The organism is Endozoicomonas sp. PH6C, assembly GCF_059322965.1.
In genome coordinates this window covers 3,703,140-3,726,293 of the sequence record NZ_CP185342.1, presented here as the reverse complement: position 1 = coordinate 3,726,293, position 23,154 = coordinate 3,703,140, and the positions used below count along the sequence as shown (strand labels likewise).

Genomic DNA, 23,154 nt, shown 5'->3' with positions numbered 1-23,154 from the left:
TAATGACGGATAGACTTTCTCTATCAAACCGTTAAAAAATACTGATTTCAGGCATTACACTGACTCGTTTATAGTCAGTGGCATACTTTTATATGAATTTGAATCCTGATTAGGGTTAGGTGGATTTTATGGATCGTTTTACCGTTTTTGGACGTCCGGGCTGTGGCTACTGTGTGCGGGCTAAAGAAGTACTGGAAAGCTGTGGACTGCCCATGCTGTATGTGGATATTCATGCGGAAGGTATCACCAAGGCAGATCTGGAAAAAACCGTTGGAAAGCCGGTTGAAACCGTGCCTCAGATCTTTCACGGCCAAAAGTACATTGGCGGTTACACAGAGTTGGCTGCCTATTTGAGAGAAGAGTTGGTGGAATCCCTGCAAGGCTGAGGTCAACAGCCAGCCGCTGCACTACCGCCAGCTGCTGCACAACCACTGCAACCAATGAGCCTTTGCGCTAGTGAAAGTGCCAGTTGATGATAAAGACGCTGACAATGGTGGTTATCAAAATGAGAAAGGTAATGATGTATTGCCGGGTGAAGGAACCCATTTCGGCTCGAGCATCGGTAATTTCAGCACGTACACCGGCTATCTCTTTATGCAGCTCAGTAAGCACACCGGCTATTTCCGTATGCATCTCAGTGCGCAAGGCACTGATATCCGAACTCAGTGACTGATAATTGCGATCACTTTGCAGCTGTATCTGCATAATGGCTTCCTGCATGATCAGGATATCCTTTTTACTGGCATTGTATTCCGGATCAAGGGAAGCACTGACCTTACTGGCCAGTTCTTCATCAATGCCAATACGCTTGAGCTCTGAAAATAACGACTTTTCCATAACCACCCCGACAAAAACTGAAAAAACAGCATAGATCAGGGATGACATTATGACCAGCTGGCATAACTAGACCGCAGACCCAATTTTTCAACAGGCCGACGATGCCGAAAAAGAACGTCTGCGCAACCATTACCGGGATCAGAATCTGGCCCCTGCCATTGCCATGGAAAACCGGGCCGAAGCGAAAAGCATTTTTGATGAGCAGGCACGTTCAGGCATATTTATAAATTCGAGAGTGCGGGTTTTCCGAGATTTTCACCAGTCTGGTGTCACTGCGTGTGAGTCGCTCCTGTTTCGCAGAGGGGTCAAAAGGTTTGATCCGGTTGAACTCTGGTAATGGCTGGCCTTTTTCCAGCTGGACAAAAACAGGCAGGGGCGTATTGATCTGGCCAGGATAGAGTTTGCGAAAATCTTTATCCGTTTTTCTCAGTTGCTCAATATCCTTTGCCCAGGTCAGGTTGGCACGCAGATGAGGGCTCAGCATTCTTTTAATAATAACGGTCTCAGCGGCAGGCATCTGCTCAAGCATCTGGATGTCTGTCTGGATGGCGTTGGAAGTCAGGTATTTCTTGCGCAGGTGATCAATCGCCTCATTTGCAGAAAGCTTCACAGAGCCGCTGTGGTGGGCTGCCCAGCTGAAGCCAATGCGACGGGGTGGAGTCTCAAAGAGTTTTAGTTGACGGTAACTCTGGACGAAATGTATGTGGGCAAACTGCAAGCCGCCCAGCATTTTTTCCCTGATCTCGTCCGAGGTTTCTTCAATGGCCTCAATACTGTCTCCGTAGAGTTTCCTGAATTCGGACATGGCCTGTTTGAAGCTTTCCCGGGCTTCGTTAAGTTTTATACCCGTCTGCAACGTTTCTTTGGCAATGCCAACTATTCCGGGCAGTCGGGCTGTCTCCTGTTTGTTTTGCTGATCGGTATAGATCAGTCGGGTGCTGGTTTCTGCCGCCAGAGCACGGTCATTCTTGTCCTCGTCCGGGGATTTCATAACCCAAACGGGCAGGAGCTGGTCATCATAGACCTGATCACGAAACTGTCTGTTGACGGTCACCATATGAATCAGGGTGTCTCTGACGGCAATCCTGGCCGCCGTCTTCTGACTCATGGTGACAGCCTTTCTATTGACCAGTTGGATTCTGTTCGTTTAAACAGGAAACGGTCGTGCAGACGATTGGGGCGCCCCTGCCAGAATTCTATGGCTTCAGGGATGATCCGATAGCCCCCCCAGAAATCCGGTAAAGGAACCTTGCCTTCCTTGAATTTTCTTTTCATTTCTTCCAGCTTCATCTCAAGCACTTTTCTGCCAGTGATGACTGAACTCTGCTGTGAAACCCAGGCTCCCAACTGGCTGCCGTGAGGGCGGCTGGCGAAATATTTTAGCGAGTCGGTTTTGGAAATCTTTTCGGCCCGACCCCGAACAGTGACCTGTCTTTCCAGGGCAACCCAGGGAAACATAATGGCTACATTGGGGTTGTCGGCAATGTCCTGAGCCTTGCGACTGCTGTAGTTGGTGAAAAAGACAAAGCCCTCGGGGCTTACGTATTTCAGCAGGACGGTGCGCAGGCTGGGTAAACCATCTCTGGATGTTGTTGCCAGGCTCATGGCGTTGGGTTCAGGCAGTTGTGCTTCGACCGCTTGTTGAAACCACAGGTCAAACTGTTGGAATGGATCGGGATCAAGAGAGTCCAGATCGAGACCCGCCTGGGTGTAATTCTCTCGCAGATGGCTGATATCCATGTTCATACTTCGCTGATGCAGTGAGTTCATTGTATATGAACCGGTCAGGTCGTGAAACCGCTGTCAACTCTGATCAGTGGCGTTGTACTTAAGACCTGAACCCTTGCATTGGGCTTGTCGAAGTGCGATACCATTTTGGGTATTAGTTAATAGAAAATGATTAACGACACCGTTAACCTAATGCCCCGATTACACGTGTTTTTTTAAAAGGCCGCATTTGTGAATAGGGTATTACTTTGTTTTTATTTGAAGTTCTGGTTTATTTCTCGTTGTGCGAGTTTTTATTGGTTGAAAGTACTGTGTTCATTGGTATTAATACGATTTGTTGAGCTGGTCTATATCAATGAGAATACAGCCTCTTGTTCAAGATTATAATGGTGTGTGGGGGCAGATGCTTGAAGGTGGAAGGGTTTCATCTCTGAGGGTTTTTCTCCGTCGATGCGGTGAACGGACCACAGAACTCACTTCATGCCCTGTCCCTTGAGGTAGGGTAATTGATTTAATCCAAGTCATTCTGACTGAAATTAAAGTCAAACATACTTAATACCTTAATCCTGTCTTTCCAATTCCTTTCAGAAGGGAAGGGCCCTCAGGCCTTTGGCTTCCTATACCCTGAGAAAGGGCAAATGAAAAATACGAATACCTGGTTAGGTATTTAACTCTTGTTAAACAGGCTGGTTTTAATGAGCACAACGTCAACGGTCGCACCTTCTGCCAATGACGGCAAGAAGTCCATTATTGAAAGAATCGGAAAAAAAATACCTGACCCGGTCATCATCTTTATCTGGTTATTCGGCCTGACTCTGGCAGGTTCTTTCCTGATGGGAGGCCACAGCTTTGAAGTTATGGGCGCTGATGGTGGTCAGATTGTTCATACTGTCAAAAACATGCTGACCACAGAAAATGTCCGCTGGATGTTTGAAAATGCCATTCTGACAAACTGGTTGTCCTTTGGTCACGGCGTTCTTGGCATCATCCTGATTGTTATGTTGGGGGTCGGTGTTGCAGAAAACTCTGGTCTTCTATCCACCCTGATCAAGAAGGCCGGTCTTAAAGTGAACGATAAATACCTGCCTGCTTTGCTGGTATTCATTGGCATCATGAGCAGTGTAGCCACCGATGCCGGTTATCTGGTTCTGATTCCACTGGCAGGCCTTTTGTATGCGGGCCTCGGCAAGAATCCTCTGATTGGCATGGCGGCAGCGTTTGCCGGTGTCTCTGCCGGGTTCAGTGCGAATCTGCTGCCTGCTACTCCGGTGGATGTTATCGTTGGTGTCAATGCTCAGATTTTTGCTGAATCTCAGGGAGTGCCTTTCACTAACGCAGCCGGTGAAGCACTGACGCCTGCCACCATGCACTATTTCTTTATTTTTGCATCGACTTTTATCCTGGCGACTGTGGGTGCCTGGGTGACCCATAAGTTTGTTACTCCCAAACTTGAGAAAATGGATTATCAGATACCTGAAGATCTGGATATCACTAATTTCGAAGTCACCAAAGCTGAGAACAAGGGCCTGAAGGCCGCATTTTTTGGACTGCTGGTTTCCATTGCCATTATGACAGGTCTGGCAATGGGGCCGCTGGCTGAATACACCAATGAAGCCGGTAAGGTGGTCAACCCATTCCTTAATAACATCATCCTGATGATTACCATGACTTTCCTCATTGTGGGTGTTTGCTATGGCAAATCGACAGGTAAATTCAAGGTTATGCAGGATGTTATCAGTGCCATGGTCAAGCAGATGAATACTGTCGGCTATGTACTGGTGTTGACCTTCTTCTGCTACAACTTTCTGGCCCTGTTGAGCTTTACCGGACTGGGGACCTACATTACCTTTCTGGGAGCGAGTTTCCTTCAGTTCCTGGGGTTGGATAATTTCCCAATTCTCTTGATCATTGGCTTCATTATCACCACCGCAGTCATCAACCTGTTTGTCGGCGGCCTGACATCCAAGTGGATGCTGCTGGGTCCAATCTTCGTACCTATGCTTTACCAGGCTAACCCGGCGATGACTCCTGATCTGGTGGCCGCAGCATTCCGTGTTGCTGACTCTTCCACCAACATTATTACACCGATGATGACTTATGCGGGTGTTATTCTGGCCTTTATGAGGAAGTACAAGCCAGATCTGTCCATTGGTGACATGATCGGAATCATGATGCCTTATTCCATTGCCTTTATCACTATCTGGACGACTGCATTGATAGGGTTCTTCGCCTTCAATATTCCCCTGGGCTTCTGATCCCTCAAAGAAGAAAACCAGCCTTCAGGGCTGGTTTTCTTTATTTTCAAATCTTCAGCGCAACAGGGCGTTAGAAAGTTTGATTGGTATAAGTACTCAACCATACGAAATCATATTTTCTGACTTATTGTTCAGGCACTCGCGGCAACTGCTCCTGCGTTGCTCTAGCTCCTGCATCCATGCAGTCGTGATGCGTTGCAACTCTGGTCACATAGCTTGCTATGTGCCCGTCGTTGCGCCTTGCAGAGCACCTGCCCAATAAGCCAGAAATATTCGATTCCGTATGGCTGAGTACTTAATACTCGAACCTTTAATCCTTTCTGTGGTACAAGTGTAATTAGATTACGACTGCTACTTTTGTACTCTGGTTTAAAATCTTGACGAATAGAAAAATAGATATAAATACAGGCACCCTTTGTACGTGCGTCTATACGGACATCTTTGCGAACAGTAAAAGGATGGTAAATTGGCTGTCTCAGTGCTTGATAATTAGCCCTGTCTGCAGAAAGTATTCAGCTGGGATCAAGACCTTTAGAAGGTGTGGGAACTTTTATGCTACGAAAGCACATGTCTCTGATTGTGGGAGTGCTGGCAACGATACTGGCAAGTGGGTGTACAGTGACAGCTGAACGTGATGCAATGGAAAAAAGTCGGGTGGTGGTGAAAAGTCCAGCGGATGATCGGGACTACCGTTTTGTCGAGTTGGACAATGGTCTCAAGGCTCTTCTGATTTCTGATCCGGATACCGATAAGGCCGCTGCCGCAGTGGATGTGAAAGTGGGTAGTTTCCAGGACCCGGACAATCGTCTGGGGCTGGCTCATTTTCTTGAACATATGTTGTTTCTGGGCAATGAAAAATACCCGGAAGTGGATGGGTATTTTGAATACATCCGGGCCAATGGCGGCAGTGCCAATGCCTATACGGCTGATACCCGAACCAATTATTTCTTCGATATTAACAGTGACAAGCTGAGACCTGCGCTGGATCAGCTGGCACAGTTTTTTGTCTCCCCTACGCTGGATCCTGCTTATGTTGATCGTGAGCGTAATGCGGTTGATTCAGAATATAAGCTTCATGCCAATGAAGATGGCTGGCGTCTGATGACAGCTCAGAATGCTACTTCAAATCCGGCTCACCCTCGCAGTCGTTTCAATATCGGCAGTCTGGAAACCCTTGCCAATGAAGACGGCAGGTCGCTCTGGAAAGACCTTAAGAGGTTTCACGATGCCTACTATGTAGCCGAGAATATCGGAGTTGTTATCTATGGCAGGGAATCAACAGATGTTCTGGAAAATTGGTTAAAAGAGTCTTTTGCCGGAGTACCTGAAGGCCAGTCGCCGGACACTCATATTGGTCTTGCTCCCTATACACCTCAGCAGCTGGGTGTTCGTATTGATCTGGTACCTCTAAAAGACGTCCGGGTACTCTCTTTGAGCTTTCCAATGCCCAGTCAATATGAGAATTACCGCAAGAAGCCTCTGGGCTATCTGGCGAGAATACTGGGTTATGAAGGTGAGGGCAGTCTGCACAGTTATTTGAAGGAGCGTGGTCTGATAGAGTCGCTGTCTTCTTATTCCAGCCATTTACCCGGAGAGTTCAGTGAGTTCACGGTTCGAATGGAGTTGACTCCAAAAGGTCTGGAGCAGGTCGACGAGATGACTGCCCTGGTGTTTGATTATCTGGATCTGGTTCGCAAACAGGGTTTGGAGCTCCGGATATACGAGGAAGCTCGTCAGCTGGCAGAACTGGGATTCCGTTACCAGGAAGATGCCAATCCACAGCAGACCGCATCCGGACTGGCTTCTCGCATTCACGATATCCCGCCTCAGGATATTTTGCGGACCAGCTACCTCTACGAAGACTTTGATCGCGAGCTGATCAGTGATCTGCTTGATCAAATGAAGCCTTCGAACATGAGGCAGGTTGTTATTGCCAGAGGCCTTGAAACGGATCAGGTCGAGCCCTATTTCAAGACTCATTACAGTATCAAACCTCTGTCTGATACCCTGGTGAAGCAACTTTTATCGCCTCAGGTTCATGCAGAAATGACCATTCCCGAGCCTAATGACTTTATTGCCCGGGATTTGAAGCTGCGTGAAAGCAGTTCCGGTGATAAGCCCGGGGTGTTACTGGAAGAGCCCGGCTTTCAAGTCTGGAGTATGACAGACAGCAGCTTTGAAGTGCCCAAAGCCAATGTTCGCATCAAGATATCCTCCGGGAAGGCTTCCGAAACAGAAGCCGATCTCGTAGAGATGCAACTCTACAGCGTCCTCCTGAGACGAAGTCTGAATGAATACGGCTACCCAGCCAAAGAAGCGGGCCTGAACTACGGTGTTTCATCCAGCCGGGAAGGGCTGACCATTGCGCTGTCTGGCTATCAGGATAAGCAGGAGCTTCTGCTAAAAGACATTCTCAAGGCCATCAGGCAGTTCAACCCCGATCAGGCCGGTTTTGACCAGGAGAAGGCGCTGCTGATCAGAAGGCTCAAAAACAAGCAGTTCCAGCCACCCTATCGACTGGGTATGGATCGTTTGAGCCAGGAACTTTATCCCACCTATCGTGACGATAAGACGTTACTGGCAGCCGCTGAAAAGGTGACCTTCAGTGATGTTAAACAGTTTGCCAGTGACTTCTATCGTTCAATTTATATCCAGATGCTGGTCCATGGAAACCACAGTTCACAAGAGGCTATGAAGCTGGCTGAGCTGGTGGAAAAAGCTTTGTTAACGAAAGACAACCGTGGCCGTCAATTCAGGCAGCCTCTTAATCTTCTGAAGGATAAGAAGCGCACCATCAAGACTGACTTTAACCACAATGACTCTCTCTATATCACTTACTACCAGCGCCCTGGTACTAATGACAGAGATCGTGCCGTGTACTCCCTGCTGGGAAGATTGTTGGCGACCCCCTTCTTCAACCAATTGCGGACTGAGCAGCAGCTGGGTTACATCGTCTTTGCTGGTCCCCGTCCTGTTGAACGTCATCCCGGCTTAATCTTTGTGGTGCAATCTCCCGTGCTCGGGCCGGAAGGTATTGAGGAGAAGGTAGAAGCCTTTCTTAAGGGCCAGAAAGAGAAGATAAAATCCCTGACCGATGAAGAGTTAGAGCAGTATCGTCAGGGCCTGTTGGGTGATCTTTTGAAAAAAGATGCCAACCTGGATGAACGCAGCTCCCGTTTCTGGCAGTCCCTGGATGGTCAGGAAGCCGGTTTTGATTTCCAGAAGCTTATTGCTGAAGAAGTGAAGACCGTCTCTGTTAAGGAGATTCAGCAGGCGCTGGATACCCTTCTCGAAGATAAGGGAAGATTGACTGTAGAGTCTGTTGGCAAAGCTCAGGCGGAAGGGGAAAGCTGAGTTCTCGTATCCAGGCCAGACTAATTCTCTGGCCTGGGTTTATTCCAAAAGAATTTCTCAAGCTCATGGATAATCGGAATAACGAATTAGTTCCGCCGCACTTTTCTTGAAGCCCACCTTGAAAATCTCCCGGTTTTTTTCTGCCCGAAGAAAATGTCTCCCTGAAAAAGCACCACTATTTCCCAACTTTGCTATTAGTTAGAGACATCGTAAAACTAACGCATAGCGACGGTTATTGATGAAATGTTGTTGCAGCAGGTAGGGAGGCGATCACCCCGGCGGGCGATGCTGTTCTGGCTGAGTTTGCCTGGTGTGGTTGTGATTGCTGCCGGTTGTACCGGTCACCTGCCAACCGGGATGGTCGGACTGATTCCTTTTATTATGGCTCTGGGTGCTCTGCTCAATACCCTTGGCGAACGTTTGAGCTGGATTCGTAACTATTTGGGCGGAGGGCCGATTGTCATCATTTTTGGCTCCAGCCTGATGGTAGCGACGGGGGGTATTCCAGCCGAGACCAGTGACAGTGTCTCTGATTTTGTCCGAAATCAGGGTTTTCTCACTTTGTTTATATCAGGCCTTATTACCGGCAGTTTGTTCGGTATGGACAGGCAGCTGCTGCTGCGATCAGCACTCTGGTATTTACCGGTGATCGTCGGCGGTGTTCTGGGTGCCATTACTCTGGTGGGGCTGGCAGGTATGCTCATTGGTACTGGCTTTGTTGAAGCTGTCTTCTATGTTGGACTGCCCATCATGGGTGGCGGTATGGGTGCTGGAGCTGTCCCGCTGGCAGAGATCTTTGCCAATATTCTGAACTCCGACGTTACGACGGTTTTGTCAAAAATGGTCCCGGCGGTTGTACTGGGTAATCTGGTCGCCATTATTGCAGCGGGGTTGCTGGAAAGGCTGGGCAAGATCAAGCCCGGTCTGACAGGCAATGGCAAACTGATGAAAAGTCAGAAGGCCACTCCCCATGAAGAGCCCCATGAAGATAAAGTCGAGCCTGTTCCCGATCTGGCGAAGATAGGGATCGGACTTTTTGTTGCGAGCGGTTTCTATGTTTTAGGTTATTTGCTCAGTCTGTTCATTTCTCTGCATCCTTACGCCTTAATGATTTTCTCTGTCGGCCTTGTCAAAGCGCTGGGAGTGTTTCCTTCCAGCGTTGAAGAAGGAGCTGCTCTGTGGGGCGATTTTATGGTGATGTCTCTTACGCCTGCTTTACTTGCCTGTATAGGAATAGGCTTTACGGATCTTCATCAGATTGCACAAGTGATCTCTTTGCAGTATTTCATTCTGGTAGTGACGACTGTCACAGGGGCCATACTGGGTGCAGGACTGGCTGGAAAAATACTGGGTTTTTATCCCATAGAAGCCTCTGTAACGGCGGGGCTGTGTATGGCAAATATGGGGGGAACCGGAGATGTGGCGGTATTATCAGCCAGCCGTCGTATGTATCTCATGCCCTATGCACAGGTCTCTTCAAGAATAGGAGGGGCCTTTATTTTGCTATCGGCAAATGCACTGGTGTGGTTGATGTAGATCAGATCAGGTTTGAAAAGCCCACGTTGGTCTCATATAGTGGATCAGTGAGAGAACTACCTATCCAGTGACCCTGGGTGAGCACAGAATAACGATTGAACGGTTTATCGCCGGTCATTGCAGGAGAAGAAGAAATGACCGAAAAGGTCCTATTTGACAGGCTTGATACAGCCTCCGGGCATAAAGTTGGTGTTATCACTCTGAATGCTGAGGGCAATCTTAACTCTCTCGACAAAGCGATGTTAGACAGCCTTTATGAACAATTCAGTGAATGGCAGGAAGACAACAAAATCGTCTGTATTTTTCTTCAGGGGGCTGGGGAAAAAGCGTTTTGTGCGGGTGGAGATGTCCGTTCTCTCAGGCAAAGTGTTCTTGATGGGGATACCAGTGCCCCGGGGCAGTTTTTTGAAAAAGAATACCGTCTTGACTACCTGATTCATACCTACCGAAAACCCGTGATCTGCTGGGGTAACGGAGTCATTATGGGGGGCGGTTTTGGCCTCATGGCCGGGGCAGACTTTCGTGTAGTGACCGACACTTCTGTTATGGCCATGCCTGAAATTACGATAGGACTTTATCCGGATGTCGGTGGTTCATGGATCTTGAATCGCCTGCCCGCAAAAATTGGTCTGTTTATGGCTTTGACCGGGTGTCGTTTAAATCCTGCGGATGCTATGTACCTGGGTCTGGCTAACCGATTTATTGATCATGCCTTTAGAAAAAATGTGCTGGAATCACTTCAGGAGGCTGACTGGTCCGGAGACCATTATCAGGTGACCTCTGATGTTGTTCAATATTATGCAGATAACAGTGCTGGCTGGTTGCCTTACTCCAAGATCAGGGAACACCGTGATTTAATAGCCCGAATGATGGACAAGTCAAACTTTTCGGCGATCATTGCTGATCTGAAAGCGCTGGAAACAGAAGACAGCTGGCTTGAGCAGGCACGCAATATAGCTCTGACGGGTTCGGCTCTGTCGGCTGTGGTTGCCTACGAGCAATTTAAAAAGAGTCGGCATGTCTCTTTGAAGGAAGTCTTTCAGAGTGAACTCTTGCTCTCCATCAACTGTGTGCTGAAAGGCGATTTTCAGGAAGGGGTCAGAGCGCTTCTGGTGGATAAGGATAATCAGCCACAATGGGCTTATCCAGTGATTGAAGAGGTTCCTCAGGAAAAAGTAGTCGAAATGTTTACCCCCCCCTGGGGAGAGTCAGCCAATCCATTGTCTAATCTCTGATGTATATCGGTAGCTGGTTCCCATGTGGAGCGCGGGAGCCAGTTGAAATTGATTATTGCGATAAAATGTGATCCAGATTCATCGGAATGCGTAGGATGAGTGACGCATCTAATTGAGGCTTCTATGAAAATACTGGTTGCTGGTGGCAGTGGTGGAATTGGTCGGGCCTTTGTCGAAGAGATCGTGCATGAAATGCCAGAAGCGCAAGTACATGCCACTTTTTTCAGAAGCTCTCCGGATTCCAAAAACTCTCCAGAAAATAATAATTCCGTAAACTCCGTTCAATGGCACAGGTCAGACCTTACCGATGCCGATTCCGTTGAACAGCTTGCCGATAGCGTTGGGCCAATTGACTGGATTATCAATGCTTCGGGAATGCTGCATACTCCCACTCAGATGCCTGAAAAATCGATTACTCAGATAGATTCAGATTTTTTTCACAAAACAATGGCTGTGAATGTTCTGTCGACACTTTTTTTGGCCCGTTACTTCCTGAAAAATTTTAAAGGCAGTGAATGCCCCCGGTTTGTTGCACTGTCTGCAAGGGTGGGTAGTATTGAAGATAACAGGGTGGGGGGTTGGTACAGCTACAGGGCATCGAAATCGGCTCTTAATATGGTGTTGAAGACACTCAGCCATGAGTGGCGAAGGAAAAAGCCCGATGGTTGTATTGTGGCCATTCATCCCGGAACGGTAGATACTCAGCTTACCGAGCCATTTAAAAAAAATGTTCCACCCGAAAAACTCTTCTCTTCGCAGCACTCAGCCCAGCGGATGTTGGAGGTGATTCGTCGTTTAAGTTCTGAGCAGACTGGTCAGTTTCTAGCATACGACGGCTCCCTGATTCCCTGGTAGTTAATTAGTATTGATTTTCCCGGATAGTCAGAGGCATTGATAGTCAGAGGCATTGTTGGTCAGAGGCATTGTTGGTCAGGTTACTTCATAAGAGAAGAGAGTGGCTGTTTCCAAAGCCTGCTTTGAAAAGAGAATACCAAAGCAGGCCTAGGAGCCTGACCGAGAATAGCTGCCCTACTGCGGCGGCAGCAAATTGGTCTGAAAATCCGCTTTTGTTCGTCAAATAGCTAGCTATTCTCCTCACAAAACCGAATTTTCATCCTCAATTTTCTGCCGTCCTCGCTACGGGCGCTATTCTCGGTCAGGCTCCTAGCAGCCTGTCGGACTTAAGACTGTCCTACTGCGGTTGCAATAAATTGGTCTAAAAATCTCTGTTTCTTCGTCAAATAGCTCGCTATTCTCCTCAGAAACAGAGATTTTTATCCTCAATTTCTTGCAATCCTCGCTACGGACGCTCAAGTCCGACAGGCTGCTACAATGCCAGCGTCAGCTGAGCATCGACAGGACAACTTCTGCAACAGCTTCTGAAGAAGCTGGATTTTGCCCGGTTACCAGTAAACCATCGGTAATACAGTAGGGTGACCAGTCATCTCCCTGGCTGTATTGGCCTCCCTTGTTTTTGAGCTCATCTTCCAGAAGAAAGGGAACCACATCGGTTAAACCTACAGCGGCCTCTTCGCTGTTGCTGAAACCGGTGACTCTCTTGCCACTGATCAGTGGTGTATTGTCTCCTTTCTTTGCATTCAGCAAAACGGCTGGTGCATGACATACGGCAGAGACAGGCTTTCCCTGTTTCGCGAATGCTTCTATCAGGGCTATAGAGTTTTTGTCATGGGCCAGATCCCATAAAGGGCCATGGCCACCCGGATAAAAGATGGCATCGTATTCGTCAGCAGAAACCTCAGACAGCTTTAAGGTATTTGACAGCTTGTTTTTCAGGGCACCGTCCGAATCAAACCTTTTTGTGGCTGCAGTCTGAGAGTCCGGTTGGGCACTTTTGGGGTCAATGGGCGGCTGGCCACCCTTCGGGGATGCGAGGGTTACCTCGGCATTGTGATCCGCAAACACATAGTAGGGCGCTGCAAACTCCTCGATCCAGAAACCCGTTTTCTCACCTGTATCTCCCAGCTTGTCATGGGATGTCAGGACGAATAACACCTTCATAAGTTCATCTCCATATGGTCAGGCGGCATGCCTGAGAATTTTGGTGGCAACTTCAGGAGTAATATTCTGCTTTTCTCCCAGTGCAGTCATTTTGTGCCGTTTCAGCTGATCAACAAGGTCAGCGATGGCGCTTTCCTCAATGCCATAATCGGACAAACGCGTTTTAATACCCATCTGTTCAAAGAATTCGCGGGTTTTGCTGATGGCTGAATCCATCTTCTCCTGGTCGTTGCCTTCCTTAATGCCCCAGATCCTGTCAGCATACTGAAGCAGCTTGGACGCTTTCTCTTCTCTCATGACATGCATCACTGAGGGGAGCACGATGGCCAGTGTCTGGGCATGGTCGAGGCCAAACAGGGCAGTGATCTCGTGGCCAATCATATGAGTAGACCAGTCATGGGGCACACCCACGCCAATCAGACCATTCAAGGCCTGATTTGCAGCCCACATGATGGTGGCTCTGGATTCATATTCCCGGGGTTGTTTGAGTACAACCGGGCCTTGCTCAATCAGGGTTAACAGCAAACCTTCGGCATAGCGATCCTGAACAGGGGCATTTTCGCGGGTCGTCAGATACTGCTCCATTACGTGGACAAAGGCGTCTACGACACCGTTAGCGGTCTGGCCTTGCGGAAGGCTATAAGTGGTTTCCGGATCCAGCACAGTAAATTGTGGAAAGACTTCGGGGCTGCTAAAAGCCAACTTGTCATTGGTGGCTCTGCGGGTAATAACTGACCCTGAGTTACTTTCCGAGCCTGTTGCCGGAAGGGTAAGAACGTTGCCAGCAGGTATGGCCTGATGAATCCTGGCGTGCTCACTGAGAATGGTCCAGGGATCTCCTTCAAATGGAATGGCTGCGGCAATAAACTTTGTGCCATCAATGACCGAGCCACCACCTACGGCCAACAAGAAATCAATGTTTTCCTGTTTTGCCAGAGCAACCGCTTCCATCAGTGTTTCAAAGGAAGGGTTAGGCTCAATACCGCCAAACTCGGTAATGGACGTATGCTCTTTCAGGGCTTCCCTGACTTGATCAAGAGTGCCGTTCTTTTTAATGCTACCACCGCCATAGGTGATCAGAATTCTGGCATTACGAGGGACTTCATCAGCAATACGGGCGATCATGCCTTTGCCAAAGTGAATGCGTGTTGGGTTGTGAAATGAAAAGTTTTTCATGATTAAACCTAATACTGATTAGCTGAGTTTAACGAGCATTTTGCCGGTATTAATGCCAGAGAAAAGCCCGAGAAAAGCTTCAGGGGCCTGCTCGATACCTTCAAAAACCGTTTCTTTCCAGGAGATCTTGCCTTCCTGTATCCAGTGGCCCATCTGTTGGACAAACTCGGGGTAATGCTCCCAATGTTCGAACACAATAAAGCCCTGCATTTTCAGTTTTTTTACAATTATCTGAGCCAGATTGGCTGGTCCGGGAACAGGAGCAGTTGAGTTGTATTGATCTATCATGCCGCATACAGCTATACGTCCATGATCGTTCATTAGATTGAGGGCGGCTTCAAGGTGCTGGCCGCCGACATTGTCAAAATAGACATCAATGCCTTCAGGGCAGGCTTCGGCAATGGCATTCGCCAGGTCAGGTACGGTCTTGTAATTGACCACTGCATCGACTTTCAATTCTTCCTGCAGGTAACGGGCTTTATCGTCGGAGCCAACACTGCCGACAACATAACAACCCTTGAGCTTTGCAATCTGGCAGACGGTCGACCCTACTGCTCCGGATGCAGCAGAAACAAAAACACGGTCGCCTTTTTTCAGTTCTGCAATTTGTGTTAATCCCACCCAGGCTGTCATGCCAGGCATACCCATTATTCCCAGGAAGGCCTGATCGTCAATTTCTGTCTGGGGTAGCAATTGAAGGTCTTTATCATCAGAAATGAAATACTCGCGCCAGCCTTTCATGCTGGACACTTTGCTACCTGTCGGCAGGGATGGATTTCGTGACTCTATGACTTCGCCGATGGCTGCACCTTCGAGGGCGGCATCCAAAGCAAAGGGTGGCACATAGCTTTTGCGATCGACCATGCGTCCACGCATGTAGGGGTCAACAGACATCCAAAGGTTTTTAACCAGAACTTCACCCTCTTTCAGCTCTGCAACGGGCTGAGAAACCAGTTTGAAGCAGGTGCTGTCTGGCAAACCTTCGGGGCGTCTGGCAAGATGAATCTCGCAATTTTTCTCTATAAACATGAACGAATGTCCTGAAACAGATAGTTCAGGGGATAATTTATCGTTGTACTCAATATGACTCCAATGCATCATTGTTATATTGATCATGATTGTGAGTAATGAGTTTGCCTGTTGATAATCTGTCGTCTTCCGACTTAAATTTGCTGCCGGTGTTGCAGGTCCTGATGGAAGAGCGAAGTGTGACCCGTGCTGCTGGTCGATTAAATCTGACTCAGCCTGCCATCAGTCGAAGTCTGGCCAGACTTCGGGTACTTTTTGATGACCCTTTGTTCACCCGGACTCCCCAGGGGTTGGCACCGACACCACGGGCCCAGGGTATAGCCCTGGACTTGCAAAAATCATTGCAAGACATCAGCCAGTTAATTGAGCCTCCCCGTTTCATAGCGGCAGAGTCTGAGCACAGCTTTCGAATGGCCTCTTCAGATTATGGGGCTCACGTTTTACTGCCTGAAGTCATCAGGAGGCTAAGTCGTGAGGCTCCGGGAATTTCGCTCGAAATTGTGCCCTGGCGTTCGCATTTGCTCCATGAGATGGATCAGCAGAATGTCGATCTGGCTGTCTGCTCTATCACCGACGCGCCGGCAATGATTCATGGGCGAGGAATAGGTCAGGACAAGTTTGCCTGTGTTGTCAGAGATTCACACCCTCTGCTGGAGCAGGGCATGGATATTGAGCGCTATGCCAGCCATTCCCACGCACTGATTACCATGGGGGGGGAGCGTAAGGGTGCTGTTGACTACCTGTTGGAAGAGCGGGGATTGTCCAGACGAATTGCCCTGAGGGTGCCGCACTTTATTGCCGCACTGGCTCTGGTAGCCAATACCGATTATATATTGACAGCACCTTATGGGTTGGTGAGAAGCTGTGCCAGTCACTATGGATTGGCGATACTGCCTTTTCCCATGGAGCAAAAGCCTTTTACCTACTCAATCATCTGGCATGAGAGGTATATGAAAGAACCGGCTCATATCTGGTTCAGGCAGCTTGTTTATGAAGAGCTGACTCAAAAGATCAGTCGGCTTCAGCTTGAGTGCACGGTTTGAGCAGCTATGGTTGATAACGCAAATTTGAGAAGAAAAATTTCATTTCTTTGTTAATTTTCTGTCAATATAGGAAGCACACATAACTAACAGGGAGTGTTTGACATGAAGGCTAAAGGATTAGCACTGTTGCTGATTTTATTTCCATTGCATTTGATGGCTGAACAGATGGTAGATAATAAACGCTGTTCATCAGGTCTGGCCATCTATATCGCAGGTGATTATGCCAAAGCGTTTGAGGTACTCAAAGTAGAAGCCGACAATGGGCTGGACTGTGCTCAGCATTGGGTGGCCAGAATGTACCAGATGGGTCATGGCATCCCCATGAACAAAGAGCTTTCTGAAACCTATTATAAATTGGCCGCCGGTCAGGGATTTGAACAGTCCATTTTGCAGCTTGAGTTGTTGAAGAAGAATTGAGAAGTGTTGCTGAAGAGTGTCTGGCGCAGCATAAGCATTTTCTCTGCAGCAGTGATAGCACGGAGTTATTGAAATGAAAAAAGCCTCTGACCACTTTTTATGCTGATCAGGGGCTTTTTATAATGGCGGAGGATTAGGGGGCGAGTCTGTCCAACTATCTCAATAGCTTAGGGTAATAGTTGTAGAGAAATATCCTCCCCGTGACACACTGTCATCACCATAAGTCGAATACCAGTCTTTAATAAGATGGTCGGGGTCACTACGTATCCGCAAATAAGGTAATATGTTATCTGCGAGCTTGTACCATCTTATGAGTGCCTCATGTCCCTGGACATCACTGACAGTGAAATCGAACCAGGACTGATGCCATGCGCAGTTAAAAAACGACGAGGAATAGTATATATGTGTCACAGCTCCCGGCGGAACCCGGGTTCTAAGTCCATTGAAACCAATATCATCCATAGGATTATCATCCATACACTTACCCTCATCCGTGTGCTTGGCCCAGTAGCTGTTATCTGTATTGCTTTTAAAATATAAAACAGCGGTTTTTGCCTGTGCAGCCGAACAGATTACCAGTGCGACAATCAATACAGCACAGCGTACATATTCTTTCTGTATCATTGTATTGACTCTAAAGGACAAGTTTATTAGGACAATTTAGCAAATAGTTAGACAGAAGTATGAACCCATTTTTGGAGGACCAGTGTTTTCTGACAGGTACGAAAACAAAAGGAAGATAAATTAAATATCTTCAAATTTAGGGTCTATTGTTATGTCTCAATTATAAAGCCTGCAGGCAAATCCAATTATGAAAACAGCAAGATTTCTCACTATGACTCACCTGTTTCTCTTGTTCGTAGTGTCTGTCATTTTGCCGTTTGTTGCTCAAAGTGCTGAATTTACCAACCTGTTGAGCTGGACTGGTTGGTTGAGTTCTTCCAAAGCCATTGAAAAAAAGAGTGAGACATCGGAAGGGATTAGCAAACTGTCATTTATAGGTGGCAGCCCGCCTCTCCATCTTAATTATGATCGCAAGGCGTTTGACGAGAACATCAAAACAATTTCTGAACTGGAGAGCAATCAGCTTTATATCATCCTCAATGGCCAACCAGGTCACTTGTTTAATTTTTGTTTCAGGACGCCACCCGCATTTTCAACGGGAAATTTGCCTCACCCCCCGGTAATTGCAGAGCCTCTGACGGGCCAGGCTATGCCGGATATACAAAACGGGGGAGTGAGGCTGGTTCCATTGGCGCCAGACAGTGATCACTGGCAACATGAGTACTCGGCCAGTTGGCGCTTGCCGAAAGGAAATAAGTCGTTGGTTCTGTCCATTGAAGACAATGAGAATGGATGGGTTTTAGAGCCGGAATGCAGCAGTATAGTTTCAGAAAGTACTGGTTTACCGTCGCCTTTGAGAAGCAATAATTATGGCAGTATTACTGACAGAAACAAAAAAGCATCATTTGTCGAAATTTTTTTCCGCAGTAAACAGGCTGTAAAAAATGGGCCTGATTATCTCGATGACAAAACACGTTTAGATGGCCCTTTTGTAATACCCGGAGCCGCTGATATTGCCGATAGCAGTCAGCCATTCGCAAGCTCTTCTGGTGGTGGCGGTTTTGGCGGTAGTGATGACTTAGACGACTTATTCAAGAAAAGGCCGGGAAACGGGATAGCCCCACTTTACGCTTTTGAATGGGTGAGTGAACTGGTCAGCAGAATGGTGCTGCTGCTTGTTCCTGACACTAACGGTCAGACTGTTAAAAAACAGGTCTGGGATAACCGGATTGTGCTAAAAATCAGGCAGGGTTGGAATGAGCAGGCGATCATAATTTCGCAGGAACTGTGGAACAGGATAAGGGAGGCAAATCTTGAACGGAATTCAGAACTTTTTCTGACATTGTCTGCAAATCCCGCTAATCCGGAAGCTGCATTTGATCATTACCTGGGCAGCAACCCGGCACAATCGCTGCAACCAGAAGACTACAGTCGCTATGCAAAGCAAGAGTTCATCCTAAGTCCTAAACAATTACGAAGTGTATCTGTTTTTCCGGGCCATTGCCCCTCAGTGATCGGTTGCTCCGGAGAAACCGCTCAGGTTGAGAAGGCAATGGCTGACCTTAGTGTGAAACCATCGACCAATGCCCAATCTCAAAGAGGTTATGGTCGGCAAAATCAAGGCAGCCGCAGTGGAAGAAGGAGTGGAGGAGATGATGGGTCAGGAGGGGCACCCAACACTGGGTTATGCCAACATTGTAATAAACCTGCTGTCGCCTCCAATAAGTGTCTCAAATGCCTGAATCGTGAATCTCAACTCGATGAGCAGGAAGTGACTAAAGGATCGCCTCCTGGAATGAGAGGAGAAAAGAAAATACCGGAGCTTCTGGCAAAAGGTGTTGATAATTCAGCAGCCCGGTATCAGTCATCAGAAGCAGGCAAACTGAGCTCTGAAACCATGGTCTCTGACGCTTACAGGGAAGAAGTACAAAATGCCAGGCTTCATTCTGACAGACAGGGTTCGGAAGCAGGCTGGGCGTTGGTCGCTGATTCACGAGCACGGAAAGGCAAGAAGAAAAAGCGCTCAGACAAGTCTGTTGCCGACTATCCACCCTGTGCTGCCCGCCATCGAACTAACCCAAGCCAGGGCGCAGCTCAGGGGCAGCAGGCTTTGGTTAACATAGGACTTAAGTTCCGATATCGCCAGAACTCAACCCTGGCTGGTTTGCAGCGGACTGATTCTGACAGAGGTGATGCTTCCACTGGTTCTCAGTTAATTCCTGCAAAAAAAGGGGCAAAAGTAAAACTGAAATCACTGCTGGAGAGACCCCGGTATGATACTCCGCTGATAGATATTGGTGCCAATCTGGTCGGGAATAGTAGGTTTCAAAACTTGCACGCAGTTGTTGCTGATGCTGCCCGTTCGGGGGTCGGCACTATAATTTTAACCGGTTCGTCTATCCCGGTATCCAGACAGGTTCAAAATGAGGTAATGAAATGGGGGAAACCCTTCCCTGTGTCAGGCAGAGAAACTGATCAGGCAATGGCTATTGGCGATTCCTCTGATGCCTTACGATGTTCTTTATACTACACAGTGGGTTGTCATCCTCACGATGCCAGAGACTTTTTGAAAGATGGTGGCATCCCGGCGATGAAAAAAATGCTTAAGAAGGATCGCAAACGCTGCATCGCAGTGGGTGAGTGCGGGCTTGATTACAATCGAAAATACTCGCCTGTGGAAGATCAGAAAGAAGCTTTTCGGCAGCAGCTGGCACTGGCTGTAGAAATGAAAAAACCGTTGTTTTTGCATGAGCGTGACGCTCATGACGATTTCAAGGAAATTCTGGTGGATTATATTGAGCAACTGCCCGTGAAAAAAATGGCCTGCGTTCACTGTTTCACCGGCAATAGCGAGGCTCTGCAAGATTACATCGATCTGGGGTGCTCTATTGGAATTACAGGATGGATTGCTGGTGGCTGCAACAGAGATCTGGTGGAAGCATTGCGTACTGTTGGATGGGATGTTCTGCGGGATCGTCTGATGATTGAGACTGATGCACCCTTTTTATGCCCCTTCCAGGTGATGCCCCGAAAAGATAATCCTGTGAAGGGTAGTAAAAAAAGAGTTGATAATGTTCCTGCTAATCTGCCCTATGTGGTCCATGCACTGAGTGTAATACTGGGTGTAGATGCTGAAGAGATTGCTGCTGCAACCACCCGTAATGCCAGGGAGATATTCACTATATTTGATCATGATTGAAAAATTTCGAAGATCTGGAGTCTTAAATAAAGCGTTCAGATAAGGATGTCTGAAGCAATAAGGTTTCAAACAAATGAAACTCGCAAACAGACCAGCATGATTCCAGAGGTTTTCGTAATAGATGGCGGTGGGTCAGAGATTCGAACTCTGGGTAGGCTATTAACCTACGCCGGTTTTCAAGACCGGTGCTTTCAACCACTCAGCCAACCCACCGTATCAGGTGAAAATTCACAGTAAAAGCAAGCTGTCACCCAAGTAACTGCCTACAGATATCTGATTTCAAAGGAAATTTAAATATGGCGGAGGGACAGGGATTCGAACCCTGGGTGGGCTATTAACCCACGCCGGTTTTCAAGACCGGTGCTTTCAACCGCTCAGCCATCCCTCCGCAGCAACGGGAATGAATATTACCTGAAAACGATCAACTGTCAAACCCTTGAAAACCAAAGGATATCTCCTGAATGGAAAAATATTTATGGCAAAGCATCGGAAAAAGTAACGATTGTTACGATTTTGTAACGCCATCAGGGTACTGTGGGCATCATGTAAAACGAAGTTTTGGATATAGCCGACATGTTCAGCTCTGGTATACTCCTTATATATCTCCCAACGTGAGGAATAAAAAGATGGAACGAAAATCTACCGTTATAGCGTCAAGGCCGACACAGGTTGGCAGCGGCATTGAGATCAACAGTGTTTTGCGCAACACCTACCTGTTGTTGGGTATGACACTGCTGTTCAGTGCTTTTACTGCTGGTGTGGCCATGGCACTGGAAATCAGCCGTATCACTGCCCTGGTGCTCAGCCTGGTAGGTTTTGGTCTGATTTTCGTTGTCAATAAAACCGCTGACTCAGGCAAAGGTCTGGTGGCTGTTTTTGCTTTCACCGGTGTTCTGGGCGCAGCTCTTGGCCCTATGCTGAACTTTTATCTGGCTCTGCCTAATGGTCCTTCTCTGGTGATGCAGGCCCTGGGCGGAACAGCCGTCGTATTCTTTGCTCTGTCTGCCTATGTACTGGTTACCCGCAAGGACTTCTCATTTATGGGGGGGTTCTTGATGGTTGGCCTGATTGTGGCCGTCATTGCCAGTATCGCCCTGATCTTCTTCCAGATCCCGGCGGCATCTATGGCACTGTCTGCTGCCATTGTATTGCTGATGTCCGGTTTTATCCTGTTTGATACCAGCCGTATCATCCACGGCGGCGAAACTAACTATATCCGCGCTACCGTCTCTTTGTATCTGAATATCTACAATCTGTTTACGGCTCTGCTTTCTCTGCTGGGCATGTCTGACGACTAAGTATTCGATGGCCCATATAAATACCCCGGTATCCCCGGGGTATTTTTTTGTCGAAGGGAGTCTTTGAATGAAATACGCACTGGCTGTATACGGTGCCTCCGGCACCGGGCAGTCTTCACTGACAGCGCTTTCTTTTGCCAGGGCCCTGCTGGCTTGTGGCCATGAGATTATTCGGGTCTTTTTTTATCAGGAGGGTGTGCACAATGCTTCCAGCCTGGTTTCTCCACCACAGGATGAGGTGAATCTGCCAGAGCAATGGCAAAAGCTGATAACGGAGCAGGGTATTGATGCCGTTGTCTGCGTCGCAGCGGCTCTTCGCAGAGGTGTGGTGAATACTGAAGAAGCTGAAAGGTACGAACTGTCTGGAAGCAATCTCAGAGAGGGGTATGATCTCTCGGGACTGGGCCAGTTAATTGAAGCGACGATTGTGGCCGATCGTCTGGTTACTTTTGGAGACTAAGCATGAGTCAATCCATTTGTATTATATCGACTCAGGCCCCTTACCGTGGTCAATTTGCCAAAGAAGCCCTGGACGCTGTGCTGGTTTCTGCATCCTACGAGATCCCAACCCGTCTGTTGCTGATGGGGGATGGTGTTTATCAGATCCTGGATGGGCAGTCTCCCGGACAGCTGCAAAGGAAAAAACTTTCAGCCCTTTTTCAATCCCTGGAGCTCTATGGCATTGAAACAGTTTATGTGGATGGAGAATCCCTGACAGAGCGTCACCTTGATCCAGAGCAGTTATTACCCCTGTACACACTGCTGGAAGGGGACGCGGTGGCCTCTTTCCTGGCACAGCAAGATAAGGTATTGAGTTTCTGATGGCTACTCTGCATACCGTCAATAAAACCGGACAACCCCTGGAGCTCTGCCTGAGAGCCCTTAATGCCGGTGACAGTGTTCTGCTTCTGGAAGAGGGCGTTTACGCTTTGTACGAAGCCAGTGATGTTTTATCGGATCTTCTCAGGCATGTAACCGTCTATGTGCTGGAGGCGGATGTTCTGGCCCGGGGAATCACAAACAGAGACGATCTCGATATTGGTATGGTGGACTATCAGGGCTTTGTTGAGCTGACGGTGGCCAACGACAAGGTGGTGAGCTGGTTTTAGAATATGTCGGATTTGATGCTTGATAAAGACGGTTATCTGGTCAACCTCAGTGACTGGAATCCAGAGGTAGCGGGTCAGTTAGCTGCTGAAGAGCAAGTTATTCTGACCGATGAGCACTGGGAAATCCTTAATCTGCTCAGAAAGTATTATCAGCAATTTGAACACGCTCCCAGTCAAAGACCTTTTGTGAAATACGTTGCCAACCAGCTGGGAAAAGAGAAGGGGAACAGTCTCTATCTGATGAAGCTGTTTCCCGGCAGTCCCGCCAAACTGGCTGCCAGAATTGCAGGTCTGCCGAGACCTACAAACTGTTTCTAGAACAGCCTGGTCTGTGTATCCCCACCACAAAACCGGG

20 protein-coding genes and 2 tRNA genes are annotated in these 23,154 nt (G+C 48.0%); 14 read left to right on the top strand and 8 right to left on the bottom strand.

The annotated features are described in order from the left end of the window. Positions 1–128: 128 nt before the first annotated feature. On the top strand, positions 129–386 hold the full coding sequence (locus ACOMG9_RS14155) for a GrxA family glutaredoxin (RefSeq protein ID WP_448217337.1): 258 nt from the start codon (positions 129–131) through the stop codon (positions 384–386). A 67-nt stretch (positions 387–453) separates the two neighbouring features. On the opposite strand, the gene ACOMG9_RS14150 is transcribed toward ACOMG9_RS14155, so the two are convergent. The 3 genes from ACOMG9_RS14150 to pdxH form a co-directional block, all read right to left on the bottom strand. Continuing rightward, the gene (locus tag ACOMG9_RS14150; RefSeq protein ID WP_494528986.1) at positions 454–885 is read right to left on the bottom strand and encodes a hypothetical protein; all 432 of its coding nucleotides are present in this window, start codon (positions 883–885) and stop codon (positions 454–456) included. Between the two features lie 163 nt (positions 886–1,048). After that, on the bottom strand, positions 1,049–1,945 hold the full coding sequence (locus ACOMG9_RS14145; RefSeq protein WP_448217335.1) for a DNA replication terminus site-binding protein: 897 nt from the start codon (positions 1,943–1,945) through the stop codon (positions 1,049–1,051). After that, complete coding sequence (pdxH, locus tag ACOMG9_RS14140) at positions 1,942–2,607, bottom strand: pyridoxamine 5'-phosphate oxidase (protein WP_448217334.1); 666 nt, start codon at positions 2,605–2,607, stop codon at positions 1,942–1,944. The genes ACOMG9_RS14145 and pdxH overlap by 4 nt, the downstream gene beginning before the upstream one ends. 653 nt (positions 2,608–3,260) lie before the next feature. Here pdxH and ACOMG9_RS14135 point away from each other — a divergent pair. From ACOMG9_RS14135 to ACOMG9_RS14115, 5 genes are all read left to right on the top strand, one after another. After that, positions 3,261–4,820, top strand: a complete 1,560-nt coding sequence (locus tag ACOMG9_RS14135) for an AbgT family transporter (RefSeq protein ID WP_448217333.1) — start codon at positions 3,261–3,263, stop codon at positions 4,818–4,820. A gap of 552 nt (positions 4,821–5,372) precedes the next feature. Beyond that, positions 5,373–8,174, top strand: a complete 2,802-nt coding sequence (locus tag ACOMG9_RS14130) for an insulinase family protein (RefSeq protein ID WP_448217332.1) — start codon at positions 5,373–5,375, stop codon at positions 8,172–8,174. Positions 8,175–8,417: 243 nt separating this feature from the next. After that, positions 8,418–9,710, top strand: a complete 1,293-nt coding sequence (locus tag ACOMG9_RS14125) for a 2-hydroxycarboxylate transporter family protein (RefSeq protein ID WP_448217331.1) — start codon at positions 8,418–8,420, stop codon at positions 9,708–9,710. A 134-nt stretch (positions 9,711–9,844) separates the two neighbouring features. Then, complete coding sequence (locus ACOMG9_RS14120) at positions 9,845–10,945, top strand: enoyl-CoA hydratase/isomerase family protein (protein ID WP_448217330.1); 1,101 nt, start codon at positions 9,845–9,847, stop codon at positions 10,943–10,945. A 123-nt stretch (positions 10,946–11,068) separates the two neighbouring features. Further along, on the top strand, positions 11,069–11,800 hold the full coding sequence (locus ACOMG9_RS14115) for an SDR family NAD(P)-dependent oxidoreductase (protein WP_448217329.1): 732 nt from the start codon (positions 11,069–11,071) through the stop codon (positions 11,798–11,800). A gap of 486 nt (positions 11,801–12,286) precedes the next feature. Here the strand turns inward: ACOMG9_RS14115 and ACOMG9_RS14110 are convergent, their stop codons facing one another. The 3 genes from ACOMG9_RS14110 to ACOMG9_RS14100 are packed head-to-tail and all read right to left on the bottom strand — an operon-like array spanning position 12,287 to position 15,169. After that, positions 12,287–12,964, bottom strand: a complete 678-nt coding sequence (locus ACOMG9_RS14110) for a type 1 glutamine amidotransferase domain-containing protein (RefSeq protein WP_422134088.1) — start codon at positions 12,962–12,964, stop codon at positions 12,287–12,289. An 18-nt stretch (positions 12,965–12,982) separates the two neighbouring features. Then, complete coding sequence (locus tag ACOMG9_RS14105) at positions 12,983–14,140, bottom strand: iron-containing alcohol dehydrogenase (RefSeq protein WP_448217328.1); 1,158 nt, start codon at positions 14,138–14,140, stop codon at positions 12,983–12,985. 18 nt (positions 14,141–14,158) lie between these two features. Then, positions 14,159–15,169: an NADP-dependent oxidoreductase gene (locus ACOMG9_RS14100; protein ID WP_448217327.1), complete on the bottom strand. Its 1,011-nt coding sequence runs from the start codon at positions 15,167–15,169 to the stop codon at positions 14,159–14,161. 98 nt (positions 15,170–15,267) lie between these two features. On the opposite strand from ACOMG9_RS14100, the gene ACOMG9_RS14095 reads away from it, so the two are divergent. From ACOMG9_RS14095 to ACOMG9_RS14085, 3 genes are all read left to right on the top strand, one after another. Then, on the top strand, positions 15,268–16,212 hold the full coding sequence (locus ACOMG9_RS14095) for a LysR family transcriptional regulator (RefSeq protein ID WP_422138192.1): 945 nt from the start codon (positions 15,268–15,270) through the stop codon (positions 16,210–16,212). A gap of 102 nt (positions 16,213–16,314) precedes the next feature. Then, positions 16,315–16,629 (top strand): SEL1-like repeat protein, encoded by a 315-nt coding sequence (locus tag ACOMG9_RS14090; RefSeq protein ID WP_448217326.1) that lies wholly within the window; start codon positions 16,315–16,317, stop codon positions 16,627–16,629. A gap of 811 nt (positions 16,630–17,440) precedes the next feature. After that, a complete protein-coding gene (locus ACOMG9_RS14085) occupies positions 17,441–20,392 on the top strand; it encodes a TatD family hydrolase (protein WP_448217325.1) in 2,952 nt (983 codons plus the stop codon). 122 nt (positions 20,393–20,514) lie between these two features. Here ACOMG9_RS14085 and ACOMG9_RS14080 read toward each other — a convergent pair. Then, positions 20,515–20,605: transfer RNA gene (locus ACOMG9_RS14080), tRNA-Ser, on the bottom strand. 84 nt (positions 20,606–20,689) lie between these two features. Then, positions 20,690–20,780 (bottom strand) — tRNA-Ser (locus tag ACOMG9_RS14075). 238 nt (positions 20,781–21,018) lie between these two features. Between ACOMG9_RS14075 and ACOMG9_RS14070 the strand changes: the two genes are divergently transcribed. The 5 genes from ACOMG9_RS14070 to ACOMG9_RS14050 all read left to right on the top strand — a co-directional run bounded on the left by ACOMG9_RS14070 (position 21,019) and on the right by ACOMG9_RS14050 (position 23,117). Continuing rightward, complete coding sequence (locus ACOMG9_RS14070) at positions 21,019–21,690, top strand: Bax inhibitor-1/YccA family protein (RefSeq protein WP_317146175.1); 672 nt, start codon at positions 21,019–21,021, stop codon at positions 21,688–21,690. A gap of 67 nt (positions 21,691–21,757) precedes the next feature. Further along, a complete protein-coding gene (gene tusD, locus ACOMG9_RS14065; RefSeq protein WP_448217324.1) occupies positions 21,758–22,150 on the top strand; it encodes a sulfurtransferase complex subunit TusD in 393 nt (130 codons plus the stop codon). Positions 22,151–22,152: 2 nt separating this feature from the next. Beyond that, on the top strand, positions 22,153–22,512 hold the full coding sequence (tusC, locus tag ACOMG9_RS14060; RefSeq protein ID WP_422134080.1) for a sulfurtransferase complex subunit TusC: 360 nt from the start codon (positions 22,153–22,155) through the stop codon (positions 22,510–22,512). Next, positions 22,512–22,799, top strand: a complete 288-nt coding sequence (gene tusB, locus ACOMG9_RS14055) for a sulfurtransferase complex subunit TusB (RefSeq protein WP_448217323.1) — start codon at positions 22,512–22,514, stop codon at positions 22,797–22,799. The genes tusC and tusB overlap by 1 nt, the downstream gene beginning before the upstream one ends. 3 nt (positions 22,800–22,802) lie before the next feature. After that, positions 22,803–23,117: a TusE/DsrC/DsvC family sulfur relay protein gene (locus ACOMG9_RS14050; protein ID WP_448217322.1), complete on the top strand. Its 315-nt coding sequence runs from the start codon at positions 22,803–22,805 to the stop codon at positions 23,115–23,117. The last annotated feature ends 37 nt before the right edge of the window (positions 23,118–23,154 follow it).